Annotated in this window: 17 protein-coding genes; 6 read left to right on the top strand and 11 right to left on the bottom strand. The window is 60.9% G+C overall.

Going from position 1 to position 18,362, the window contains the following annotated elements:
- Positions 1–88 precede the first annotated feature (88 nt).
- Both ctaD and coxB read right to left on the bottom strand, forming a co-directional pair.
- On the bottom strand, positions 89–1,675 hold the full coding sequence (gene ctaD / locus LCH64_RS15540) for a cytochrome c oxidase subunit I (RefSeq protein WP_103483955.1): 1,587 nt from the start codon (positions 1,673–1,675) through the stop codon (positions 89–91).
- Between the two features lie 82 nt (positions 1,676–1,757).
- Positions 1,758–2,885 carry a cytochrome c oxidase subunit II gene (coxB, locus tag LCH64_RS15535; protein WP_003220352.1) on the bottom strand — a complete coding sequence of 376 codons (1,128 nt, stop codon included), beginning with the start codon at positions 2,883–2,885 and terminating at the stop codon, positions 1,758–1,760.
- A gap of 369 nt (positions 2,886–3,254) precedes the next feature.
- Between coxB and LCH64_RS15530 the strand changes: the two genes are divergently transcribed.
- A complete protein-coding gene (locus tag LCH64_RS15530) occupies positions 3,255–3,887 on the top strand; it encodes a hypothetical protein (RefSeq protein ID WP_226500686.1) in 633 nt (210 codons plus the stop codon).
- 138 nt (positions 3,888–4,025) lie between these two features.
- Here the strand turns inward: LCH64_RS15530 and LCH64_RS15525 are convergent, their stop codons facing one another.
- The 6 genes from LCH64_RS15525 to LCH64_RS15500 form a co-directional block, all read right to left on the bottom strand.
- A complete protein-coding gene (locus tag LCH64_RS15525; protein ID WP_226500685.1) occupies positions 4,026–5,552 on the bottom strand; it encodes a SulP family inorganic anion transporter in 1,527 nt (508 codons plus the stop codon).
- Between the two features lie 90 nt (positions 5,553–5,642).
- The gene (locus LCH64_RS15520) at positions 5,643–6,374 is read right to left on the bottom strand and encodes a carbonic anhydrase (RefSeq protein ID WP_226500684.1); all 732 of its coding nucleotides are present in this window, start codon (positions 6,372–6,374) and stop codon (positions 5,643–5,645) included.
- A gap of 238 nt (positions 6,375–6,612) precedes the next feature.
- Entirely contained in the window at positions 6,613–7,671 is a 1,059-nt protein-coding gene (locus LCH64_RS15515; RefSeq protein WP_226500683.1) for a PA0069 family radical SAM protein, read from the bottom strand.
- Between the two features lie 74 nt (positions 7,672–7,745).
- A complete protein-coding gene (locus LCH64_RS15510; RefSeq protein WP_226500682.1) occupies positions 7,746–9,050 on the bottom strand; it encodes a cytochrome c in 1,305 nt (434 codons plus the stop codon).
- A gap of 12 nt (positions 9,051–9,062) precedes the next feature.
- A complete protein-coding gene (locus tag LCH64_RS15505; protein ID WP_003220366.1) occupies positions 9,063–10,847 on the bottom strand; it encodes a GMC family oxidoreductase in 1,785 nt (594 codons plus the stop codon).
- Between the two features lie 2 nt (positions 10,848–10,849).
- Positions 10,850–11,596: a gluconate 2-dehydrogenase subunit 3 family protein gene (locus LCH64_RS15500; protein ID WP_226500681.1), complete on the bottom strand. Its 747-nt coding sequence runs from the start codon at positions 11,594–11,596 to the stop codon at positions 10,850–10,852.
- A 306-nt stretch (positions 11,597–11,902) separates the two neighbouring features.
- On the opposite strand from LCH64_RS15500, the gene LCH64_RS15495 reads away from it, so the two are divergent.
- Positions 11,903–12,547: a dual specificity protein phosphatase family protein gene (locus LCH64_RS15495; protein WP_103483948.1), complete on the top strand. Its 645-nt coding sequence runs from the start codon at positions 11,903–11,905 to the stop codon at positions 12,545–12,547.
- Positions 12,548–12,592: 45 nt separating this feature from the next.
- On the opposite strand, the gene LCH64_RS15490 is transcribed toward LCH64_RS15495, so the two are convergent.
- Both LCH64_RS15490 and prlC read right to left on the bottom strand, forming a co-directional pair.
- Positions 12,593–12,877: a YheV family putative zinc ribbon protein gene (locus LCH64_RS15490; RefSeq protein WP_003220371.1), complete on the bottom strand. Its 285-nt coding sequence runs from the start codon at positions 12,875–12,877 to the stop codon at positions 12,593–12,595.
- Positions 12,874–14,952: an oligopeptidase A gene (prlC, locus tag LCH64_RS15485; RefSeq protein WP_226500680.1), complete on the bottom strand. Its 2,079-nt coding sequence runs from the start codon at positions 14,950–14,952 to the stop codon at positions 12,874–12,876. Before prlC ends, LCH64_RS15490 begins: the two co-directional genes overlap by 4 nt.
- Positions 14,953–15,014: 62 nt before the next feature.
- Here prlC and LCH64_RS15480 point away from each other — a divergent pair, with 62 nt between their 5' ends.
- Positions 15,015–15,560: a gamma carbonic anhydrase family protein gene (locus LCH64_RS15480; protein ID WP_103519928.1), complete on the top strand. Its 546-nt coding sequence runs from the start codon at positions 15,015–15,017 to the stop codon at positions 15,558–15,560.
- A gap of 28 nt (positions 15,561–15,588) precedes the next feature.
- The gene (locus tag LCH64_RS15475) at positions 15,589–16,239 is read left to right on the top strand and encodes an HAD family hydrolase (RefSeq protein WP_226500679.1); all 651 of its coding nucleotides are present in this window, start codon (positions 15,589–15,591) and stop codon (positions 16,237–16,239) included.
- 100 nt (positions 16,240–16,339) lie between these two features.
- Here the strand turns inward: LCH64_RS15475 and LCH64_RS15470 are convergent, their stop codons facing one another.
- Positions 16,340–17,416 (bottom strand): aminopeptidase, encoded by a 1,077-nt coding sequence (locus LCH64_RS15470; protein WP_226500678.1) that lies wholly within the window; start codon positions 17,414–17,416, stop codon positions 16,340–16,342.
- Between the two features lie 58 nt (positions 17,417–17,474).
- Here LCH64_RS15470 and LCH64_RS15465 point away from each other — a divergent pair, with 58 nt between their 5' ends.
- Together LCH64_RS15465 and LCH64_RS15460 are read left to right on the top strand one after the other, a co-directional pair.
- Positions 17,475–17,897 (top strand): hypothetical protein, encoded by a 423-nt coding sequence (locus tag LCH64_RS15465; protein ID WP_003220379.1) that lies wholly within the window; start codon positions 17,475–17,477, stop codon positions 17,895–17,897.
- A gap of 40 nt (positions 17,898–17,937) precedes the next feature.
- Positions 17,938–18,357 (top strand): hypothetical protein, encoded by a 420-nt coding sequence (locus LCH64_RS15460; protein ID WP_003220381.1) that lies wholly within the window; start codon positions 17,938–17,940, stop codon positions 18,355–18,357.
- Positions 18,358–18,362 lie beyond the last annotated feature (5 nt).

Below are 18,362 nucleotides of genomic sequence, written 5' to 3'. Positions count from 1 at the left end.
CAGCAGCCCCAAAAGATTTTCTGGGCGCTGCGCACCCAAGCGGGAGCAAGCTCCCTCGCCACAGGGGATGTGTCAGCAGAGAAGCGTTTCATTTCACTTCCGGCGGCGTAGTAAAGGTGTGATACGGCGCCGGTGACGGCACGCTCCACTCCAGGCCTTCGGCGCCATCCCACGGTTTGGCCGGTGCCGGTTCGCCGCCACGGATGGTCTTGATCACGATGAACAGGAAGAAGATCTGCGTGGTTCCGAACATGAAAGCGCCGATCGACGAGACCATGTTGAAGTCGGCGAACTGCAGGTTGTAGTCCGGAATCCGTCGCGGCATCCCCGCCAGCCCGACGAAGTGCATCGGGAAGAAAGTCAGGTTCATGCCGACGAACGACAGCCAGAAGTGCAGCTTGCCGAGGGTTTCGTCGTACATGTGCCCGGTCCACTTCGGCAGCCAGTAATAGGCTGAGGCAAAGATCCCGAAGATCGCCCCCGGCACCAGCACGTAGTGGAAGTGCGCGACCACGAAGTAGGTGTCCTGGTACTGGAAGTCCGCCGGGGCAATGGCCAGCATCAGCCCGGAGAAACCGCCGATCGAGAACAGGATCACGAACGCCACGGCGAACAGCATCGGCGTTTCGAAGGTCAGCGAGCCTTGCCACATGGTGCTGGCCCAGTTGAACACTTTCACCCCGGTCGGCACGGCGATGAGCATGGTCGCGTACATGAAGAACAACTCGCCCACCAGCGGGATGCCGACCACGAACATGTGGTGCGCCCAGACGATGAATGACAGGAACGCGATGCTCGCCGTGGCGTAGACCATCGAGGTGTAGCCGAACAGCGGCTTGCGCGAGAAGGTCGGGATGATCTGGCTGACGGCGCCGAAGGCCGGCAGGATCATGATGTACACCTCGGGATGGCCGAAGAACCAGAACACGTGCTGGAACAGCACCGGGTCACCGCCACCGGCGGCACTGAAGAAACTGGTGCCGAAGTGGATGTCCATCAGCATCATCGTCACGCAACCGGCCAGCACCGGCATCACCGCGATCAGCAGGAACGCGGTGATCAGCCAGGTCCAGACGAACAGCGGCATTTTCATCAGGGTCATGCCGGGGGCGCGCAGGTTGAGGATGGTGGCGATCACGTTGATCGCGCCCATGATCGAACTGATCCCCATCAAGTGGATGGCGAAGATGAAGTAGGTGACGCTTTCCGGCGCGTAGGTGGTGGACAGCGGCGCGTAGAACGTCCAGCCGAAGTTCGGTCCGCCACCCGGCATGAACAGGGTCGAGACCAGCAGCAGAAACGCCGCCGGCAGCAGCCAGAAGCTGAAGTTGTTCATCCGTGGCAGGGCCATGTCCGGCGCGCCGATCATCAACGGGATCATCCAGTTGGCGAGGCCGACGAACGCCGGCATCACCGCCCCGAACACCATCACCAGGCCGTGCATGGTGGTCATCTGGTTGAAGAACGCCGGTTCGACGATCTGCAGCCCGGGCTGGAACAGTTCGGCGCGGATCACCATGGCGAACGAGCCACCGAGCAGGAACATGCAGAACGCAAACCACAGGTACAGCGTGCCGATATCCTTGTGGTTGGTGGTCAGCACCCAGCGCATCAGGCCTTTGGCGGGGCCGTGAGCGTGGTCGGCATGACCGTGGTCATCGATTACAGCGCTCATGGCCGGTCTCCTTTACGTGAGTGGACGGGGCTGGCCAGGGCGCGTTGCCCCGGCCGGTTCACGAAGTACGCGATAGACCGGCTCATTTGCTTTCCGCCTGTTTGAGCTCCAGCACTTCTTTTGGCGTGACCATGTCGCCCTTGTTGTTGCCCCAGGCGTTACGTTCGTAGGTCACGACCGCTGCGATATCGACTTCCGACAACTGCTTGCCGAACGCCGCCATGGCGGTGCCGGGCTTGCCAAAGTACACGCGGTGCAGGTGGTCGGCTTTCGGCCCGGTGGCAATCGGCGAGCCCTTGAGCGCCGGGAACATCGGCGGCAGACCCTGGCCCTCGGCCTGGTGACAGGCTACGCAGGTGGTGTGATAGATCTTGTCGCCGCGCTCTTTGAGTTCGTCGAGGGTCCATTCCTTGCTGGTCAGCTCTTTGAGCTGCGCGGCTTCGGCTTTGCGGTCGGCCAGCCATTTGTCGTAATCGGGCTTCTCTTTGACGTCGACCACGATCGGCATGAAGCCGTGATCCTTGCCGCACAATTCGGCGCACTGCCCGCGATAGATTCCGGGCTTGTCGATGCGGGTCCAGGCTTCGTTGACGAACCCGGGGATCGCATCGCGCTTGACCGCGAAGGCCGGCACCCACCACGAGTGGATCACGTCGGCGGAAGTCACAAGGAAGCGCACCTTGGCGCCGACCGGCAGCACCAGCGGCTTGTCGACTTCGAGCAGGTAGTGCTCGCCCTTGGCTTCCTTGTTGTGGATCTGTTCGGCGGGGGTGGCCAGGTTGCTGAAGAACTCGACATCCTGACCGAGGTATTTGTAGTGCCACTTCCACTGGTAACCGGTGATCTGGATATCGATATCCGGCTCACTGGTGTCGTACATGCGGATCAGGGTGGCGGTCGCCGGAACGGCCATCGCCACCAGGATCAGGAACGGCACGACGGTCCAGAGGATCTCGACGGTGGTACTTTCGTGGAATTTTGCGGCGACCTGCCCGGTCGAGCGGCGATGCACGATCATCGACCAGAACATGGCGCCGAAGACGATGATCCCGATCACCACACAGATCCAGAAAATGGTCATGTGCAGGTCGAATACTGCGTGACTGATTTCAGTCGCTCCAGGCGCCATATTCACAGTCCAGGCCGCATTGGCCGGGCTGAAAATCGACCACAACAGGAGGCCCATCCAGACGTGTGGATGTCGCATCATTGCGGGTTCCCCTTATCGTTCTTGTTATCCCGCCGGCTTTCGCCTGCGGCAAGGGAGCGGCTGCATCAGACTACGAACTTGAATCGCCGGGCCTTGCTGCGGGTGCAGTCGGGCGTCATCAGCTAACTCCATTCAATGGCGAGTATAGACAGCGGCGGAGAATTGCAACGCGATCGCGTAAATGATCTGAAACAGCCGGGACTTGCGCTCAAGGGCACGAATGGAGAAGGATGCAGACGAGTGGTGGCAAACCGATATAACGCAGGTGTATCAAGGATGAAATAATTATGACAAATGCGTCTTAGCATTTTTCGTAAGCCAGCTAAGTTATGTCTTCCCTATTTCATTGCCTTGTTTCCTGGAGTTTTCATGAACACCGCCGCATTGCGCGAGCAGATCCAAAAAGCCCGACAAACCGAAAATGAAACCGGACGCCTCAAGCGTCAGCTGGAAGCCAAGTTGCCTCATTTGCATTCCGCCATTCAGTTGCCGGACGCCAACCGCGAAGAAGCGTTGACGAAATTCGTCACCGCCTATATCGACGAAGTACCAGACATGCTGGACGCAGCCAATGAAGTTGCCAGGGAAGCGGGAATCGAGTCGCAGATCAAACCGGTGCTGAAAATCGCCGAGCAGTACTTCCTTCAGCCGCCGGTCGGCCTGGACAGCCTGTTGGACGAAGCCTATCTGGCGCACCGCTTTGTCGAAGAGGTCAACGACCTGTACATCAAGCACCTCGGCCAGCCACTGATCCCCTTGGACATGACGGTCGCCAACCTGATTGCTCACCAATTGCTCGGTGAGGAATTTGCCAATCAACTGGACGAAGTGGTGCATCACACCATCGACGAGATGCTCGACGACGATAGTTTTGCGCTGGAATCGGTAGAGGCCTACCGCGACAAACTGAGCAGCCCGGATACCGGTGCCGCGTGGAAGCGCTGGCCGTGCATGGGCCGCCGCCTGGGTGTGGGCCTGGAGCTGGATCAGCCAGCCGCCTGATTCAAAGCCCGGTACAAATCGCAATTGTGGGAGGGGGCTTGCTCCCGAAGGCGGTGGGTCAGTCAATATCAATATCGACTGATCCACCGCCTTCGGGAGCAAGCCCCCTCCCACAGGGTTTATTTGTATATAAGGGATTTAACCTGCCGCACCGATCCTGGTATTAGTCCGAACCCGTCCCTCCAACCGTCGCTTCAACCCGCGCGACTCGATCAACAGCTTCGACCCCTTCGCCGCATTCGCCCGGCCCCACTCTTCCAGCAACTCCAGACACGAATGGTCGATGTAGCTCAGGTTATTGAGCGGCACATGCACCGTCGTCCCCGCCGGAATGCTGCCCAGCACCTGAGTCAGCGCCGGCACCTTGAGAAAGGTCGCCGCACCGACCAGACGTAACTCCATCTCACCGTCCTGCGGCAGGTCGATCAGGCTGATCTTCAGGCGTGAAGCCTTGAAGGCCAGTTTCAACATCGTCAAACCGAAACCGATCAACACACCGGTCAGCAGGTCGGTGAAGATGATCGCCAGCGCCGTGGCGGCGTAGGTGAACATCGGCATCCGCCCGTAACGGCCCAGGCCGCGAAACGCTTTCAAGTCCACCAGTTTGAACCCGGTGTACACCAGTACCCCCGCCAGACTCGCCACCGGAATGCTCTGCAGCACGCTCGACAGCAACAGCACGAATGCCAGCAGCCACAGACCATGGAAGATCGTCGAGTATCGGGTGGTCGCGCCGGCCTGCACGTTGGCCGAACTGCGCACGATTACCCCGGTCATCGGCAGCGCACCGACCAGACCGCAGAGCATGTTGCCGACACCTTGCGCTGACAGTTCACGGTCGAAATCCGAGCGCACGCCGTTGTGCATGCGATCCACCGCGGCGGCGGACAACAGCGTTTCGGCGCTGGCGATAAACGCCACGGCAAACGCAGCGATCAGCAGGGTCGGGTCGGCGAGGCTGAGCAGGTCCGCCGGTTTCAGCCAGTCGATGGCTTCGGCCAGATTCTCCGGCACCTCGACGCGTTTGACCTGCAGCGCCAGCAGCAGGCTGGCACCCGTGGCCAGACCGACACCGAGCAGCGCGCCGGGAATGAAGCGCAGCGAATGCGGGCGAAACTTCTCCCACAGCCACATCACCGCAATGGTCGCCAGCCCGAGCAACCCGGCCTGCCAGCCGAACGACGGCAAGGCCTGCGCCACCGCGCCGGGGAAGGCCGTGAGGTTATCCAGGCCGGACGGTTGTGGCTTGGCATCGAGCATCACGTGCACTTGTGAGAGCACGATCAACACGCCGATCCCCGCGAGCATGCCGTAGACCACCGCTGGTGCCGTGACCCGAAACCAGCAACCGAGCTTCAGGCGCCCGGCCACCAGTTGCAGGAAACCGGCGAGCAGCAGAATCGGCCCGAGCATCTCGATCCCATGCTGGCGCACCAGCTCGAATACCAGCACTGCCAGACCCGCCGCCGGCCCGCTGACCTGCAACGGCGAACCCGCCAGCCACCCGACCACCAAGCCACCGATAATCCCGGTGATCAGGCCTTTGGCTGGCGGCAACCCTGACGCAATCGCAATGCCCATGCACAGCGGCAGCGCGACCAGAAACACCACCACCGAAGCCAGCAGCTCCCGTGGCAGAACCGCTTTCAATTGAGCAGCACGCATGGTGACTCTCCCGAAGTTTTCTTCAGGCATGGCGAGGCCGGGCCGCTGAAACAGCGGCCGGCGTCAAACCACACAGATTTTTAGGAAGATTTAGAAGCGCGCTTTGGGCGTCGCCACCGGAATCGGATGGCTGCCGTCGAGCGGCAGGAAGCGTCCCTGATCCGCGTCGTAAGCTTTGATTTCGCTGGTTTCGATGTTGTAGACCCAGCCATGGATGAACAGTTGACCGTTCGCCATGCGTGAGGCTACCGAAGGATGGGTACGCAAGTGCTGCAGTTGGGCGATGACGTTCTCCTCGGTGAGGATCGGCATGCTTTCTTTTTCGTCGGTGCAGTTACAGTTTTCGTGCACCATGGTTTTTGCCACTTCGGCGTGGCGCAACCAGGCTTTGACCGTCGGCATTTTTTCCAGGCTGTCCGGGTTGAGTACCGCACGCATGGCGCCGCAATCGGAATGGCCGCAGATGATGATGTGCTGCACGCCCAGTGCCAGTACCGCGTATTCGATGGCGGTGGAAACGCCGCCGTTCATCTGGCCGTAAGGCGGCACGACGTTGCCGACGTTACGGGTCACGAACAGATCACCGGGGGAGCTCTGGGTGATCAGCTCGGGCACGATGCGCGAGTCGGCACAGGTGATGAACATTGCCCGTGGCGATTGCGCCGTGGCGAGTTTCTTGAAGAGTTCTTCCTGCTGGGGGAAGACCTCATGATGAAAATGCAAAAAGCCGTCAACGATCGTTCGCAGCGCTGCATCGGCGGATTCCGCCCCAGTGACGGCTTGCGCCGACGCAGCCAACGGCTGTTTATCCTTGTCACTCATGATTCATCCTCTTTGGCGGATTCGGGGAGTCGTTCCCGTGTATTCCGGTATGAAGCCAGTGGCTGTTTAAAACATCCGGGCCATCCCGACCCGTCAGTCACTCGATGAACAAGGTAGCCGCCGAAACTTAACTCAAACTGAATCAAGCGCTCTAAAACGTGTGTTCCAGATCACAAAAAACGTGACTGGCGTGTTTCGACGGAAGGATTCCAACCCATCAACCGTAGGCTAATTGTCGCTAAATCAATGACATCTGGCGACCCGGCGGACAGAAGGCAGTGCAATCGAGGTTGTAGCCTTCACGGTGGTTCAAACCGAGACGTTTAATGGCTTTGGCGAAACGCTGCGCAAGCAGGTCGGCGAACGGTCCCTCGCCGCGCATCCGTGCACCGAAACGGCTGTCGTAGAGCTCGCCGCCACGGCTCTGGCGGATCAGGCTCAGCACATGGGCGGCCCGCTGCGGATAGTGCGCCTGCAGCCATTCCTCGAACAGCGGCGCCACCTCCAGCGGCAGGCGCAACATCATGTAGGCGGCGCTTTGCGCGCCAGCGGCGTGGGCTTCGGCCAGCAGGCTTTCGATTTCGCTGTCGTTGATCATCGGAATCATTGGCGAACACAGCACCCCCACGGGAATGCCTGCTTCGCGCATCACCCGGATCGCTCGTAATCGGGCTTTGGGCGCGGCGGCGCGGGGTTCGAGGATGCGTTTGAGTTCGTCGTCCAGCGTGGTCAGGCTGATCATCACCGCCACCAGTCGTTGCTGCGCCAGTTCGGTGAGCAGGTCGAGGTCGCGCAGGATCAGCGAACCCTTGGTGACAATGGTCACCGGATGCCGGTAGCGCAGCAGCACTTCGAGGGTCTGCCGGGTGATCTTGTGCTCGCGTTCGATGGGCTGATACGGATCGGTGTTGGAACCCAGATTGATCGGCGCGCATTGATAGCCTTTTTTCCCAAGCTGCTCCTCCAGCACCTGGGCGGCGTTGGTCTTGGCGATCAGCCGGGTTTCGAAATCCAGCCCCGGCGACATGTCCCAATAGGCGTGGCTCGGTCGCGCATAGCAATAGATGCAACCGTGCTCGCAGCCGCGGTAGGGATTGATCGAGCGGTCGAACGGCAGGTCAGGCGAGGTGTTGCGGGTGATGATGGTTTTCGCGGTCTCGATCATCACCTCGGTGTTCTGCGTCTCGGGCACTTCCTGGTACCAGCCGTCGTCCTCGACCACCGAGCGATTCGGCGCAAAGCGGTTGTGCGGGTTGGTCGCGGTGCCGCGACCGCGAGGTGGCAATGGAGTAGACATGAAAACGCCCCGATACTGTATATGCACACAGTATCGGGGCGTAGCACATCTGACTAGTGCCGTCGGGCGATTGCTCAGTTGTTGTGTTGCGTCACCTGACCGAGGTCATCACCGGACGTGGTCTGCATATCATCCTTGCGCAGCGCGGCCACATCACTGGCCTTGACCGGTGCCCCTTTGTTGCCCCAGCTGCCACGAATGAAACTCACCACATCCGCCACTTCCTGATCCGACAACCGCCAGGCGTACGCCGGCATGGTGAAGGTCGATGGCGCGGTGTGTGTGGCCGGCAGGGTGCCGCCCTTGAGCACGATGTGGATCAGTGAGGTCGGGTCTTCCGATTGCAGCACCGGATTGCCCGCCAGCGCCGGGAACACTCGGGTGTAACCATGGCCGTCGGTACGGTGGCAGGCCGCGCAGTTGTCGATGTACACCGCCGCGCCGCGCTGGCTGTCGTCGCCGTTCCACAGGGCTTTGGCCGCTTTCTCGTCGTACTGGTGCGGCTGATCGTTTGGATCAACGGCCGGCAGCGACTTGAGGTAACGAGCAATTGCGGTCAGGTCGGCATCGGTCATGTACTGCATGCTGTGGGTGACCACATCGCTCATGCCGCCGAACACTGCGCTGCGGTCGCTGCGTCCGGTCTTGAGGAACTGCACCAGCTGCTCTTCGTTCCAGCTGCCCAGGCCATCCTTGTGATCACCGCGCAGACTCTTGGCGATCCAGCCTTCCAGCGGTGCACTGCCGGCGAGGAAGTTTTTGCCGTCGGTGGCGCTCAGGGATTTTTCTTGCATGGTCAGGGCCCGTGGCGTGTGGCAGGCGCCGCAATGGCCGAGGCCTTCGACCAGATAGGCGCCGCGATCGATCACCGGATCATCCGAGGTGGCCTTGTAGTCCTCGACCTTTGGCGCGAACAGCCAGCGCCAGCCCATCAGCGGCCAGCGCATGCTCAGCGGCCATGGAATGTCGCTGGCCTTGTTCTCTTGGGCCACCGGTTCGACGCCGTGCATGAAGTAAGCGTAAAGCGCTTGCATGTCGGTTTCGCTGACCCGGGCGTAGGACGGATAGGGCATTGCCGGGTACAACGTACTACCGTTTTTGGCGACGCCGTGGCGCACCGCTTTGTCGAAGTCCTCGAAGCTGTAGTCACCCAGACCGGTTTTGTCCGGGGTGATGTTGGTCGAGTAGATCGTGCCGATCGGCGTTTCCATCGGCAGGCCGCCGGCGAACGGTTTGCCGCCCTTGGCGGTGTGGCAGGCCACGCAGTCACCCGCGCGGGCGAGGTATTCGCCTTGTTTGATCAACGCTTGATCGACGTCGGCGGCGTGCACGGCAGCACTGCCGAGCAGGGCCAGGGTGGCGATAACGAGATTTTTCATGGTCATCGCTCCTTAAGCCTGAACCAGCGGGCCGGGGTTTTTCAGGTATTGCTCGCGAATCGCCTTGGCCGACCAGTAGGTCAACGCCGCCACCAGCCCGGTCGGGTTGTAACCCAAGCCCTGCGGGAACGCCGAAGCTCCCGGCACGAACACGTTGTGCACGTCCCAGCTCTGCAAGTAACGGTTCAGAGCACTCTTCTTCGGATCGGTGCCCATGATCGCGCCACCGTTGAGGTGGGTGGTCTGGTAGGCCGCGGTATTGAAGTGATCACCGACCTGCTTGCCGATCACCGCAATGGCTTTCGGGCCCATGGCTTGGGCGACCTTGCCCATTTTCTCGACCATGAAGCGGTTCATCTTGATGTCGTTTTCCTGCCAGTCGAAGGTCATGCGCAGCAGCGGCAAGCCGTAGGCATCGCGGTACACCGGATCCAGATCGAGGTAGTTGCCACGGTAGGACTGATGCGCGCCGTGGGCGTCCATCGACACCTGGTGGGTGTAGTAATCGGCGGTCGCGCGTTTCCACTGGCTGCCCCAGGCTGGGGTGCCGGGCGGGTTCGAGGTGCCGGCAATCGGACGGCTGCCCGCCTGGTTGACCCACATTGGCGAGCCGCCGACGAAGCCATGCGGACCGTGGTCGAAGTTGTCGGCGTTGAAATCGTCCAGCGCCACGCCGTTGCCGCCGGCGCCGATGAAGTTGTTGGTGTGGGTGTCCTTGTCGAAGAACGCCTTGATGGTCGCCATGTTCTGGTAGGCGAAGTTACGCCCGACCACGCCTTCGCCGCTGATCGGGTCGTACGGTTTGCCGATGCCCGAAAGCAACATCAGGCGCACGTTGTGCAGCTGGAAGGCGCCGAGGATCACCAGATCCGCCGGTTGCTCGATCTCGCGGCCCTGGCCGTCGATGTAAGTCACGCCGGTGGCTTTGGACTTGGTGCTGTCGAGATTGACCCGCAGCACATGGGCGTTGGCGCGCAGCTCGAAATTCGGCAGCGGACGCAGCGCCGGCAGAATGTTCACGTTCGGCGAAGCCTTGGAATACATGTAGCAAACGTAACCGCTGCAGAATCCGCAGAAGTTGCACGGGCCCATCTGCGCGCCGTAGGGATTGGTGTAAGGGCCTGAAGTATTCGCCGAAGGCAGGTTGTAGGGTTTGTAACCGACTTCTGTCGCCGCTTTGCCGAACAGTTGTGCGGAAACGGTGTTCTTCTGCGCTTCCAGCGGGAACGGATTGGAGCGATCCGGTGCGTACGGGTTACCGCCCTTGCCCTGACCGACCAGTTGGCCTTTTACAGTCCAGGCCTGGCCGGAGGTGCCGAAGACTTTTTCGGCGAAATCGAAGAACGGCTCCAGCTCTTCATAGCTGACGCCGAAGTCCTGGATGGTCATGTCCTTGGGGATGAAACTCTTGCCGTAGCGTTCTTCGTAATGGCTGCGCATGCGCAGTTCGATCGGATCGACACGAAAGTGCACGCCCGACCAGTGCAGACCGGCGCCGCCGACACCATTGCCCGGCAAGAACGCACCCAACTGGCGGTTCGGCAGGGCGATGTCGTTGACGCTGTGGCGGATGGTGACGGTTTCTTTCGAGATGTCCTGAAAGAGTTTTTTGCGCACGCTGTAGGTGAGTTCGTCGATCACCTGCGGATAGTTGCCGTCGGGATAGGTGTCCTGCATCGGCCCGCGTTCCAGCGCCAGCACGTTGAGCCCGGCTTCGGTCAGCTCCTTGGCCATGATCGCGCCAGTCCAGCCGAAACCGACGATCACTGCGTCGACCTTCTTCATTACCGTTGCCATGCTCAAGCCCTCTCGCCGCGAATCGAAACTGCCGGGAAGGGGTATTGCTCGTTGCGTTCCACCCAATCCATGAAATCGGCGCGGGCGCCGGGGAAGCCGATCATGGTCCAGCCGACCATGCCTTTATTGCCACCGTGGATCGGGTCGCAGAAGAACCCTTCCTTGGTGTTTTGCAGCAGCAGGCTGAAGAAAATCTTCGCGGGAACCGCCTCGAACTGCGGTTTTCCGGCTTCAAGTTGCTTGAGCAGATCGTCTCGGGTAGCGCTGTCTTGCTCGGCAAATGTTTTACCGTTGAGCGATTTTGCCCACTGATCCGTCGCGGCGATGCCCAGGCGATAGATCTCTTTTGGCACCAGTTTGCTCTGCCAGCCCATCTCCGGCGCGGCGTCGGCGTTGAACGGGCCTTGCATGTACCACAGGGCACCGGCGGCGTACGGGGTGTTCATCTGGCGGTCGATGTATTCCGGCACGCCGGCTTCCAGGGCGCCCGGGCCTTGCTCGTCGTTGGGGATCAATTGCGCCACGGCGGCGTTGATGAAGGCCCATTCCTCGGCGGTGAAATAGCTCGGCTGATAAGCACTGGCGTCCGCCTTGACCGGTGTGGCTGCTGGCGCCGCCGGGGTAGCCTCAGGCGCAGCTTGCAACACGCTGCTGCCCAGACCGGTACCGGCGAGGGTGACCACGGGAATCAGGGTCAGGGATTTGCGCAGGAACTCACGCCGGGGGTTGTCTCGATCTGCATCAGACATGGGGGTGCACCTCATCAGGCATTGATGGTTGTCCGTTTCTGCGAACGGCTTGAGCATTTTTTCGTCGCGGCGTGGCCCGGTGCTTGACCGGGAAAAGGGGGACGCCTGCAACATCGTGTGACAAATGGTAGCAGGCTACACATCGGGATGAACCGATTCAGCGGAAAAAGCCGCCATTTTTTATCTGGCGCTCAATGAAATCGTGCGGATTCACGATTCTTTGACAAGTGCCTCACAGGGCTTTGACTGAAGGACGTAGAAGCTGCGAGGCCTCTCATTGATGAATTCCGATACGGTCAGCCCAGCATGTCTCGAGTGCGCCTTTTTTCTGCTTTGTGTTTGTCGCTTGTTGCCCTGCTGCATTTGATGCCGGCCCAGGCTGACGCCTCTGCGCCGTCGCGCCCGCCGGAGTGGGCGCAGCCGGTGGAAGTGCAATACAACCTGTTCCAGATGTCGCCCACGCTCTACCGCAGTGCCTTGCCGGATGGCGGCGTGGTGCCGTTGTTGAAAAATCTGAAAGTGGTGACGGTGATCAACTTCCTGCCGGAAGCTGACAGCAATTGGTTGTCCGAGCCGGGTATCAATCAGGTGCAGTTGCCGTATCGCACCAACCACGTTGATGACAGCGATGTGCTCAAGACCCTGCGCGCGATTCAGGCTGCCGAAACCAATGGCCCGGTGCTGATGCATTGCAAGCATGGCTCTGACCGCACCGGCCTGATGGCGGCGATGTACCGGATTGTGGTGCAGGGCTGGAGCAAGGAAGACGCGTTGCGCGAAATGACCGAAGGTGGTTTTGGCGAAAGCGGTCACTTCAAAGATAGCGTGCGCTACGTGATGCAGGCTGATGTCGACAAACTGCGCACCGCGCTGGCCAACGGCGATTGCAGCACCAGTGCCTTTGCCACCTGCTCGATGAAGAGCTGGTTTCAGTCGGTCAACCTCAAGTAAGCCGCACCCTCCACGGCATTGCACCGTGGAGGGTCAATCGCCGGCTCAGTCTTCGGACTTTTTCTTCAGTTTCGGATTCGGGAAAAACTGCACGGCCTGGACCGTCTTGTCCGCCGCCGGCTTGAGCGCGCTGGTATTGACCCGCGTGCCCAACTCCTTGGGAACCGACAACCCCTGCTCGTTCAGCGTATCCGAGTAACCGCAGGCCACGCACTCGCGGTGCGGCACGCTGTCCTCGTTCCACATCATCAGTTTGTCCGGCTCGCTGCACGCCGGGCAGACCGCCCCGGCGATAAAGCGCTTCTTGGTAATCACAGGTGCCTCACTCATGCTGCTGCGTCCTCACTCAGGCCGCTATGGCGCAAGAGTGCGTCAATCGATGGCTCACGGCCACGGAAGTCGACGAACAGCACCATCGGCGCCTGCGAACCGCCGCGCGCCAGAATCGCTTCGCGGAAGGCGCGACCGGTCTCGGCGTTGAGCACGCCGTCTTCTTCGAACTTGGAGAAGGCATCGGCTGACAGCACTTCCGCCCACTTGTAGCTGTAGTAACCCGCCGCGTAACCGCCGGCGAAGATGTGCGCGAAGCTGTTGGGGAAGCGGTTGTACGCCGGTGGACGCATCACCGACACCTCGTCGCGCACGCCCTCCAGCACTTGCGCCACGCTGCGGCCGTCACCGTGGGTGGCGTGCAGTTCGAAGTCGAACAGCGAGAATTCCAGCTGACGCACCATCATCAACCCGGACTGGAAGTTCTTCGCCGCGAGCATTTTTTCCAGCAGGTCTTGCGGCAGTGGTTCGCCGGTTTCGTAGTGACCGGAGATCAGCGCCAGGCCTTCCGGCTCCCAGCACCAGTTTTCCATGAACTGGCTTGGCAGCTCGACCGCATCCCACGCCACGCCGTTGATTCCGGAGACACCGGCGTGATCGACACGGGTCAGCAGGTGATGCAGGCCATGGCCGAATTCATGGAACAGGGTGGTCACTTCATCGTGGGTCAGCAGCGCAGGCTTGCCGCTGTCGGCCGGGGTGAAGTTGCACACCAGGTTGGCCACCGGGCTTTGCAGCACGCCGTCGACGGTGCGGCGACGGTCGCGGGCGCCGTCCATCCACGCACCGCCGCGCTTGTTGGCGCGTGCATACAGGTCGAAGAAGAAGCGGCCGACATGCTGGCCGTTTTCCTTGATTTCGAACAGGCGCACGTCCGGGTGCCAGGTATCGAAGCCTTTCAGTTCAGCGATTTCGATGCCGTACAGGCGCTGGACGATGGCGAACAGACCGCCGAGGACTTTATCGATCGGGAAGTAGGCGCGCAGGGTTTCCTGAGCGACGCTGTAGCGTTGCTCGCGGAGTTTTTCCCCGTAGAAACCGCTGTCCCAGCTTTGCAGATCAGCGCAGCCCTGTTCGGCGGCGTACGCGCGCAGCTGCTGCAGATCCTGCGCGGCGAACGGCTTGCTGCGCTTGGCCAGGTCGCGCAGGAAGCTCAGCACCTGATCGCTGGACTCGGCCATTTTGGTCGCCAGGCTCAGCTCGGCGAAACTGGCGAAGCCCAAGAGTTTTGCCAGCTCCTGACGCAGGTCGAGGATCTCTTCCATCACCGGGCCGTTGTCGTTCTGACCGGCGTTCGGGCCTTGATCCGACGCACGGGTGCAGTAGGCGGTGTAGACTTCTTCACGCAGCGCGCGGTCCTGGGCGTAGGTCATCACCGCGTAGTAGCTCGGGAATTCCAGGGTGATCAGCCAGCCATCAAGGCCTTTGGCCTGTGCGGCGGCGGCCATTTGCGCCTTGGCCGAATCGGTCAGGCCGGCGAGGGCGGCTTCGTCGGTGACGTGCTTGGTCCAGGCTTGCGTGGCGTCGAGCAACTGGTTGGAGAAGCGGCTGCCCAGCTCGGACAGTTTGCTCTGCACTTCGGCGTAACGCTTCTGTTCGGCTTCCGGCAGGTCGATACCCGACAGACGGAAATCGCGCAGGGCGTGTTCCAGAATGGTTTTTTGCGCCACATCGAAACCGGCGGCTTCCGGGCTGTTGGCCAGCGCTTCATAAGCCTGGAACAGTTCGCGGTTCTGGCCCATCTCGGTGGAGTAGGCGCTCAGGGCTGGCAGGCACGACTCGTAGGCTTCGCGCAGTTCAGCGCTGTTGCACACGGCGTTGAGGTGGCTGACCGGGCTCCAGGCAGCGCCGAGACGATCATTGAGTTCGTCCATCGCCAGCACCAGGCCGGCCCACGTCGGATTCTGGCCCTGGGTCTTGAGAATTTCGGCGATAGCGGCGCGGTTGTCGGCCAGGATCGTTTCGATGGCTGGCAGCACGTGTTCGGCACGGATCGTGGAGAACGGCGGCAGGTCGTAGGACTGCAGAAGAGGGTTGTTCACGCTCACGGTTGGCACCTTGGCTGGAAGAAACATGCGCCCATCTTAATTACAATCGACACTCACCGCAGCTATCGGCGACAGAGAGAGAACTTATCGTGCCCGTTCGCAAGTACCAGAATCACACCCCGCAACTCGGCAAAGGCGCGTTTGTCGACGCCTCGGCGGTGGTGATCGGCGACGTCGAAATCGGCGAAGACAGCTCCGTGTGGCCGCTGACCGTGATCCGTGGCGACATGCACCGCATCCGCATCGGTGCGCGCACCAGCGTGCAGGACGGCTGCGTGCTGCACATCACCCACGCCGGCCCGTTCAACCCGGATGGTTTCCCGCTGCTGATCGGCGATGACGTGACCATCGCCCACAAGGTCATGCTGCATGGCTGCAGCGTCGGCAGCCGCGTGTTGATCGGCATGGGCAGCATCGTCATGGACGGCGCGGTGGTCGAGGATGATGTGATCATCGGCGCCGGCAGCCTGGTGCCGCCGGGCAAGCGCCTGCAAAGTGGCTTCCTCTACGTGGGGAGCCCGGTGAAGCAGATCCGCCCGCTGACCGACAAGGAACAAGCCTTCTTCACCTACAGCGCGGCGAACTACGTGAAGCTCAAGGACCTGCATCTGGCCGAAGGCTACGACCAGCTCTGAAACGACTTACACCTGCTCAGGATTTCTCATGCATTACCAGACCGTACTGTTCGACCTCGATGGCACCCTGACCGACCCGCGTGAAGGCATCACCCGTTCCATCCAGTTTGCCTTAAGCAAACTCGGCATCGACGAGCCGGACCTGACCAGGCTCGAACACTTCATCGGCCCGCCGCTGTTGCAGGCGTTCATGCAGTTCTATGGCTTCGACGAGGCCAAGGCCTGGCAAGCGGTGAATTTCTACCGCGAGCGCTTCAAGGTCACCGGCCTGTACGAAAACCGTGTGTTCGAGGGCGTCACGCCGCTGCTGGAAACCCTCAGCGGGCAAGGGCGACAGCTGTATATCGCGACCTCCAAACCTTGGGAGTTCGCCCGGGAAATCGCCCGGCACTTCGACTTCGCTAAACACTTCAAGGTGATCTACGGCAGTGAGCTGGATGGCACGCGAACCAATAAGGTCGAGCTGATTGCGCACCTGATCGCCGAAGAAGGGCTGGATCCGGCCAATACGCTGATGATCGGCGACCGCAAGCATGACCTGATCGGTGCGCGCAGCAACGGCGTGGATGCGGCGGCGGTGGGGTATGGGTTTGGCAGCTTTGAAGAGTTGAGTGCCGAGGCACCGGCTTATCACTTTGAAACACTGGCGGAGTTGCACCAGGCGTTTTTGCGGCGCTGATCAGTCAGTCTTCGCGAGTAAGCCCGCTCCCACAGAGTGAATGCATTTCAACTGTGGGAGCGGGCTTGCTCGCGAAGGGGCCGGTTCAGCCAATGCGCAATCAGGATTCGGCCAGCGCTCTAAGTGCCGCCTTACGCTCAGCCACCGGCCGCTCACCCAACCTCTCGACCTCAACATAAAACCGCACCCAATCCCCCCCGACCTGCCTGAACAACGCCGCAAACGCCGGCACCCACTGGTCATACAGCCCGAACGGCAACAACCGCGCATTATTCAACGGCGCATTGACCCAAGTGTCATAACGCTTGTCGCCGCCCCACTGGCTGTCGCGCATCACCCGGTAATCCTGGCGAAACCGCTCGAACTCCGCCGCTTTGCGCGCGCGCATCTGTTCGGCTGGCAACGGCTGCGTATAGAGCTTCTCCAGACGTGAACGGGTCTCGAGCACCAGTACGGTGAACTGGTCGCGCTGGGTGATCAACGAGCTGTTCTCCGGCGGCAAGCCGCGAAACGCGCGCCACTGGCGGGTGCCTTCCTGTTCGACGAAGGTGGCGTAAGACTCGTTGAACTCGGTGTCGTCTTTCACGTAGAAGCGCTGATGCGCCAGTTCGTGAAAGATCAGCGTGGCCACGCGTTCGTCGCCCCAGCCCATCATCGAATTGAGAATCGGGTCATTGAACCAGCCGAGCGTCGAGTAGGCCTCGACGCCGCCAATCGACACGTCCATGCCCTGCAGGCGCTGGATCGCCGCCTCGCCACGGGCCGCGCTCTGACTGTAATACCCACGGTAGGCCACGCACCCGGCAATCGGGAAGCAATGGCTCTGGGGCGTCAGGGAAAACTCCGGAGTGGCGAACACGTTCCACACCACATAGGGCCGGCCGATGTCGGCATATAGCCGATAGCTCTGGTTGTCCGGCAGGTGCAAGTGCTCGCTGGCGAAGACTCGGGCCTTTTGCGACTGGACCAGGTGCGCGCGCAATGTTGCGTCGCGGCTCTGGTCGGCAATTACCTTCGCCACCGGCTCACGCGCCCGCAGCAACTGCAACTGGCCGCCAGCCAACTGGCTGTAATAGCTGACGCTGGAACAACCGTTGAGCAACAAAAGCATCACACCCGGAAACAAAATCCGAAAAACGCGATCAAGTAACCCATGGCTTGGAAGCGGCCTGCTCAAAATAAAAATCCTTTGGAAAGTCTGCCCGCAAGACTATCCCGCCATTTGGAGCTTCGCTATGCGCATGTTGATGCTGACAGGAGGCCTGCTGACGCTGGCCGGTTGTGCCGGATTCGGAATGCCCGATCCTGACCCCTCGCAAGCCTGGATCGATCTCGATGCCCGGCAACAGGACACCGCGCTGCAAGCGCTGAAAGTCGATGACAAGGTGACCGTCGACAAACGTTATTTTGAAGTTGAGCCCGGCAGCCACCAATTGCAGGTGCGCTATCAATTCCCGGTCGAAGCCACCAACATCGGCCCCGATGCCGAACCGCTATGGCGCGACTGCCAGTTGAATGTGAAATTCAAGGACTTCAACGCCGGTCAGCGTTATCAGCTGCAAGCTGGCAGCATCGGTTTCCGACCATGGGCCAAGCTCTATGACGAGCAACACAATGTGGTCGGCCAGGGCACACCGGCAGGCTGTCAGCGCACTTGATCGGGGTTATGCTTAAGGTCTGAATCCTGAGACATCCATCATGCGCAAGTTGATGCTGTTGCTCGCGTTTGGCGTCATCGCCGGCTGCCAGACTCCATTACCACCGGTCGATCCACAAATGGCCTGGGTCGATTTCTCGACGCCGACCCCGGGCGGCAAATTGCTCATGGCCGAGCGCCTGGACAATCAACGCCTGAGCGACGGGCGTTTCTTCCAGGTCACCCCCGGCAGCCATGAGCTGCGGGTGCGTTACGACTTCGAAGTGTTTGGCGGCGGCGGCAGTCTGATGACCGGTCCTGTCGAGCGACTGTGCTATCTGTACATCCGCTACGACCATTTCGAGGCCGGGCAGCGTTACATGCTGGAGGGCCGTTCACTCGGCTTCACACCAAGCGCACGGTTGTACAACGCCAAGCGTGAGATCGTTGCCGAGGATCACGACATGGACTGCCTCAGCTGAGATGA

Source organism: Pseudomonas sp. MWU16-30322 (assembly GCF_020515535.1).
Taxonomy (GTDB): Bacteria; Pseudomonadota; Gammaproteobacteria; order Pseudomonadales; family Pseudomonadaceae; genus Aquipseudomonas; species Aquipseudomonas fluorescens_H.
This window is presented reverse-complemented; position numbering and strand designations above follow the sequence as displayed.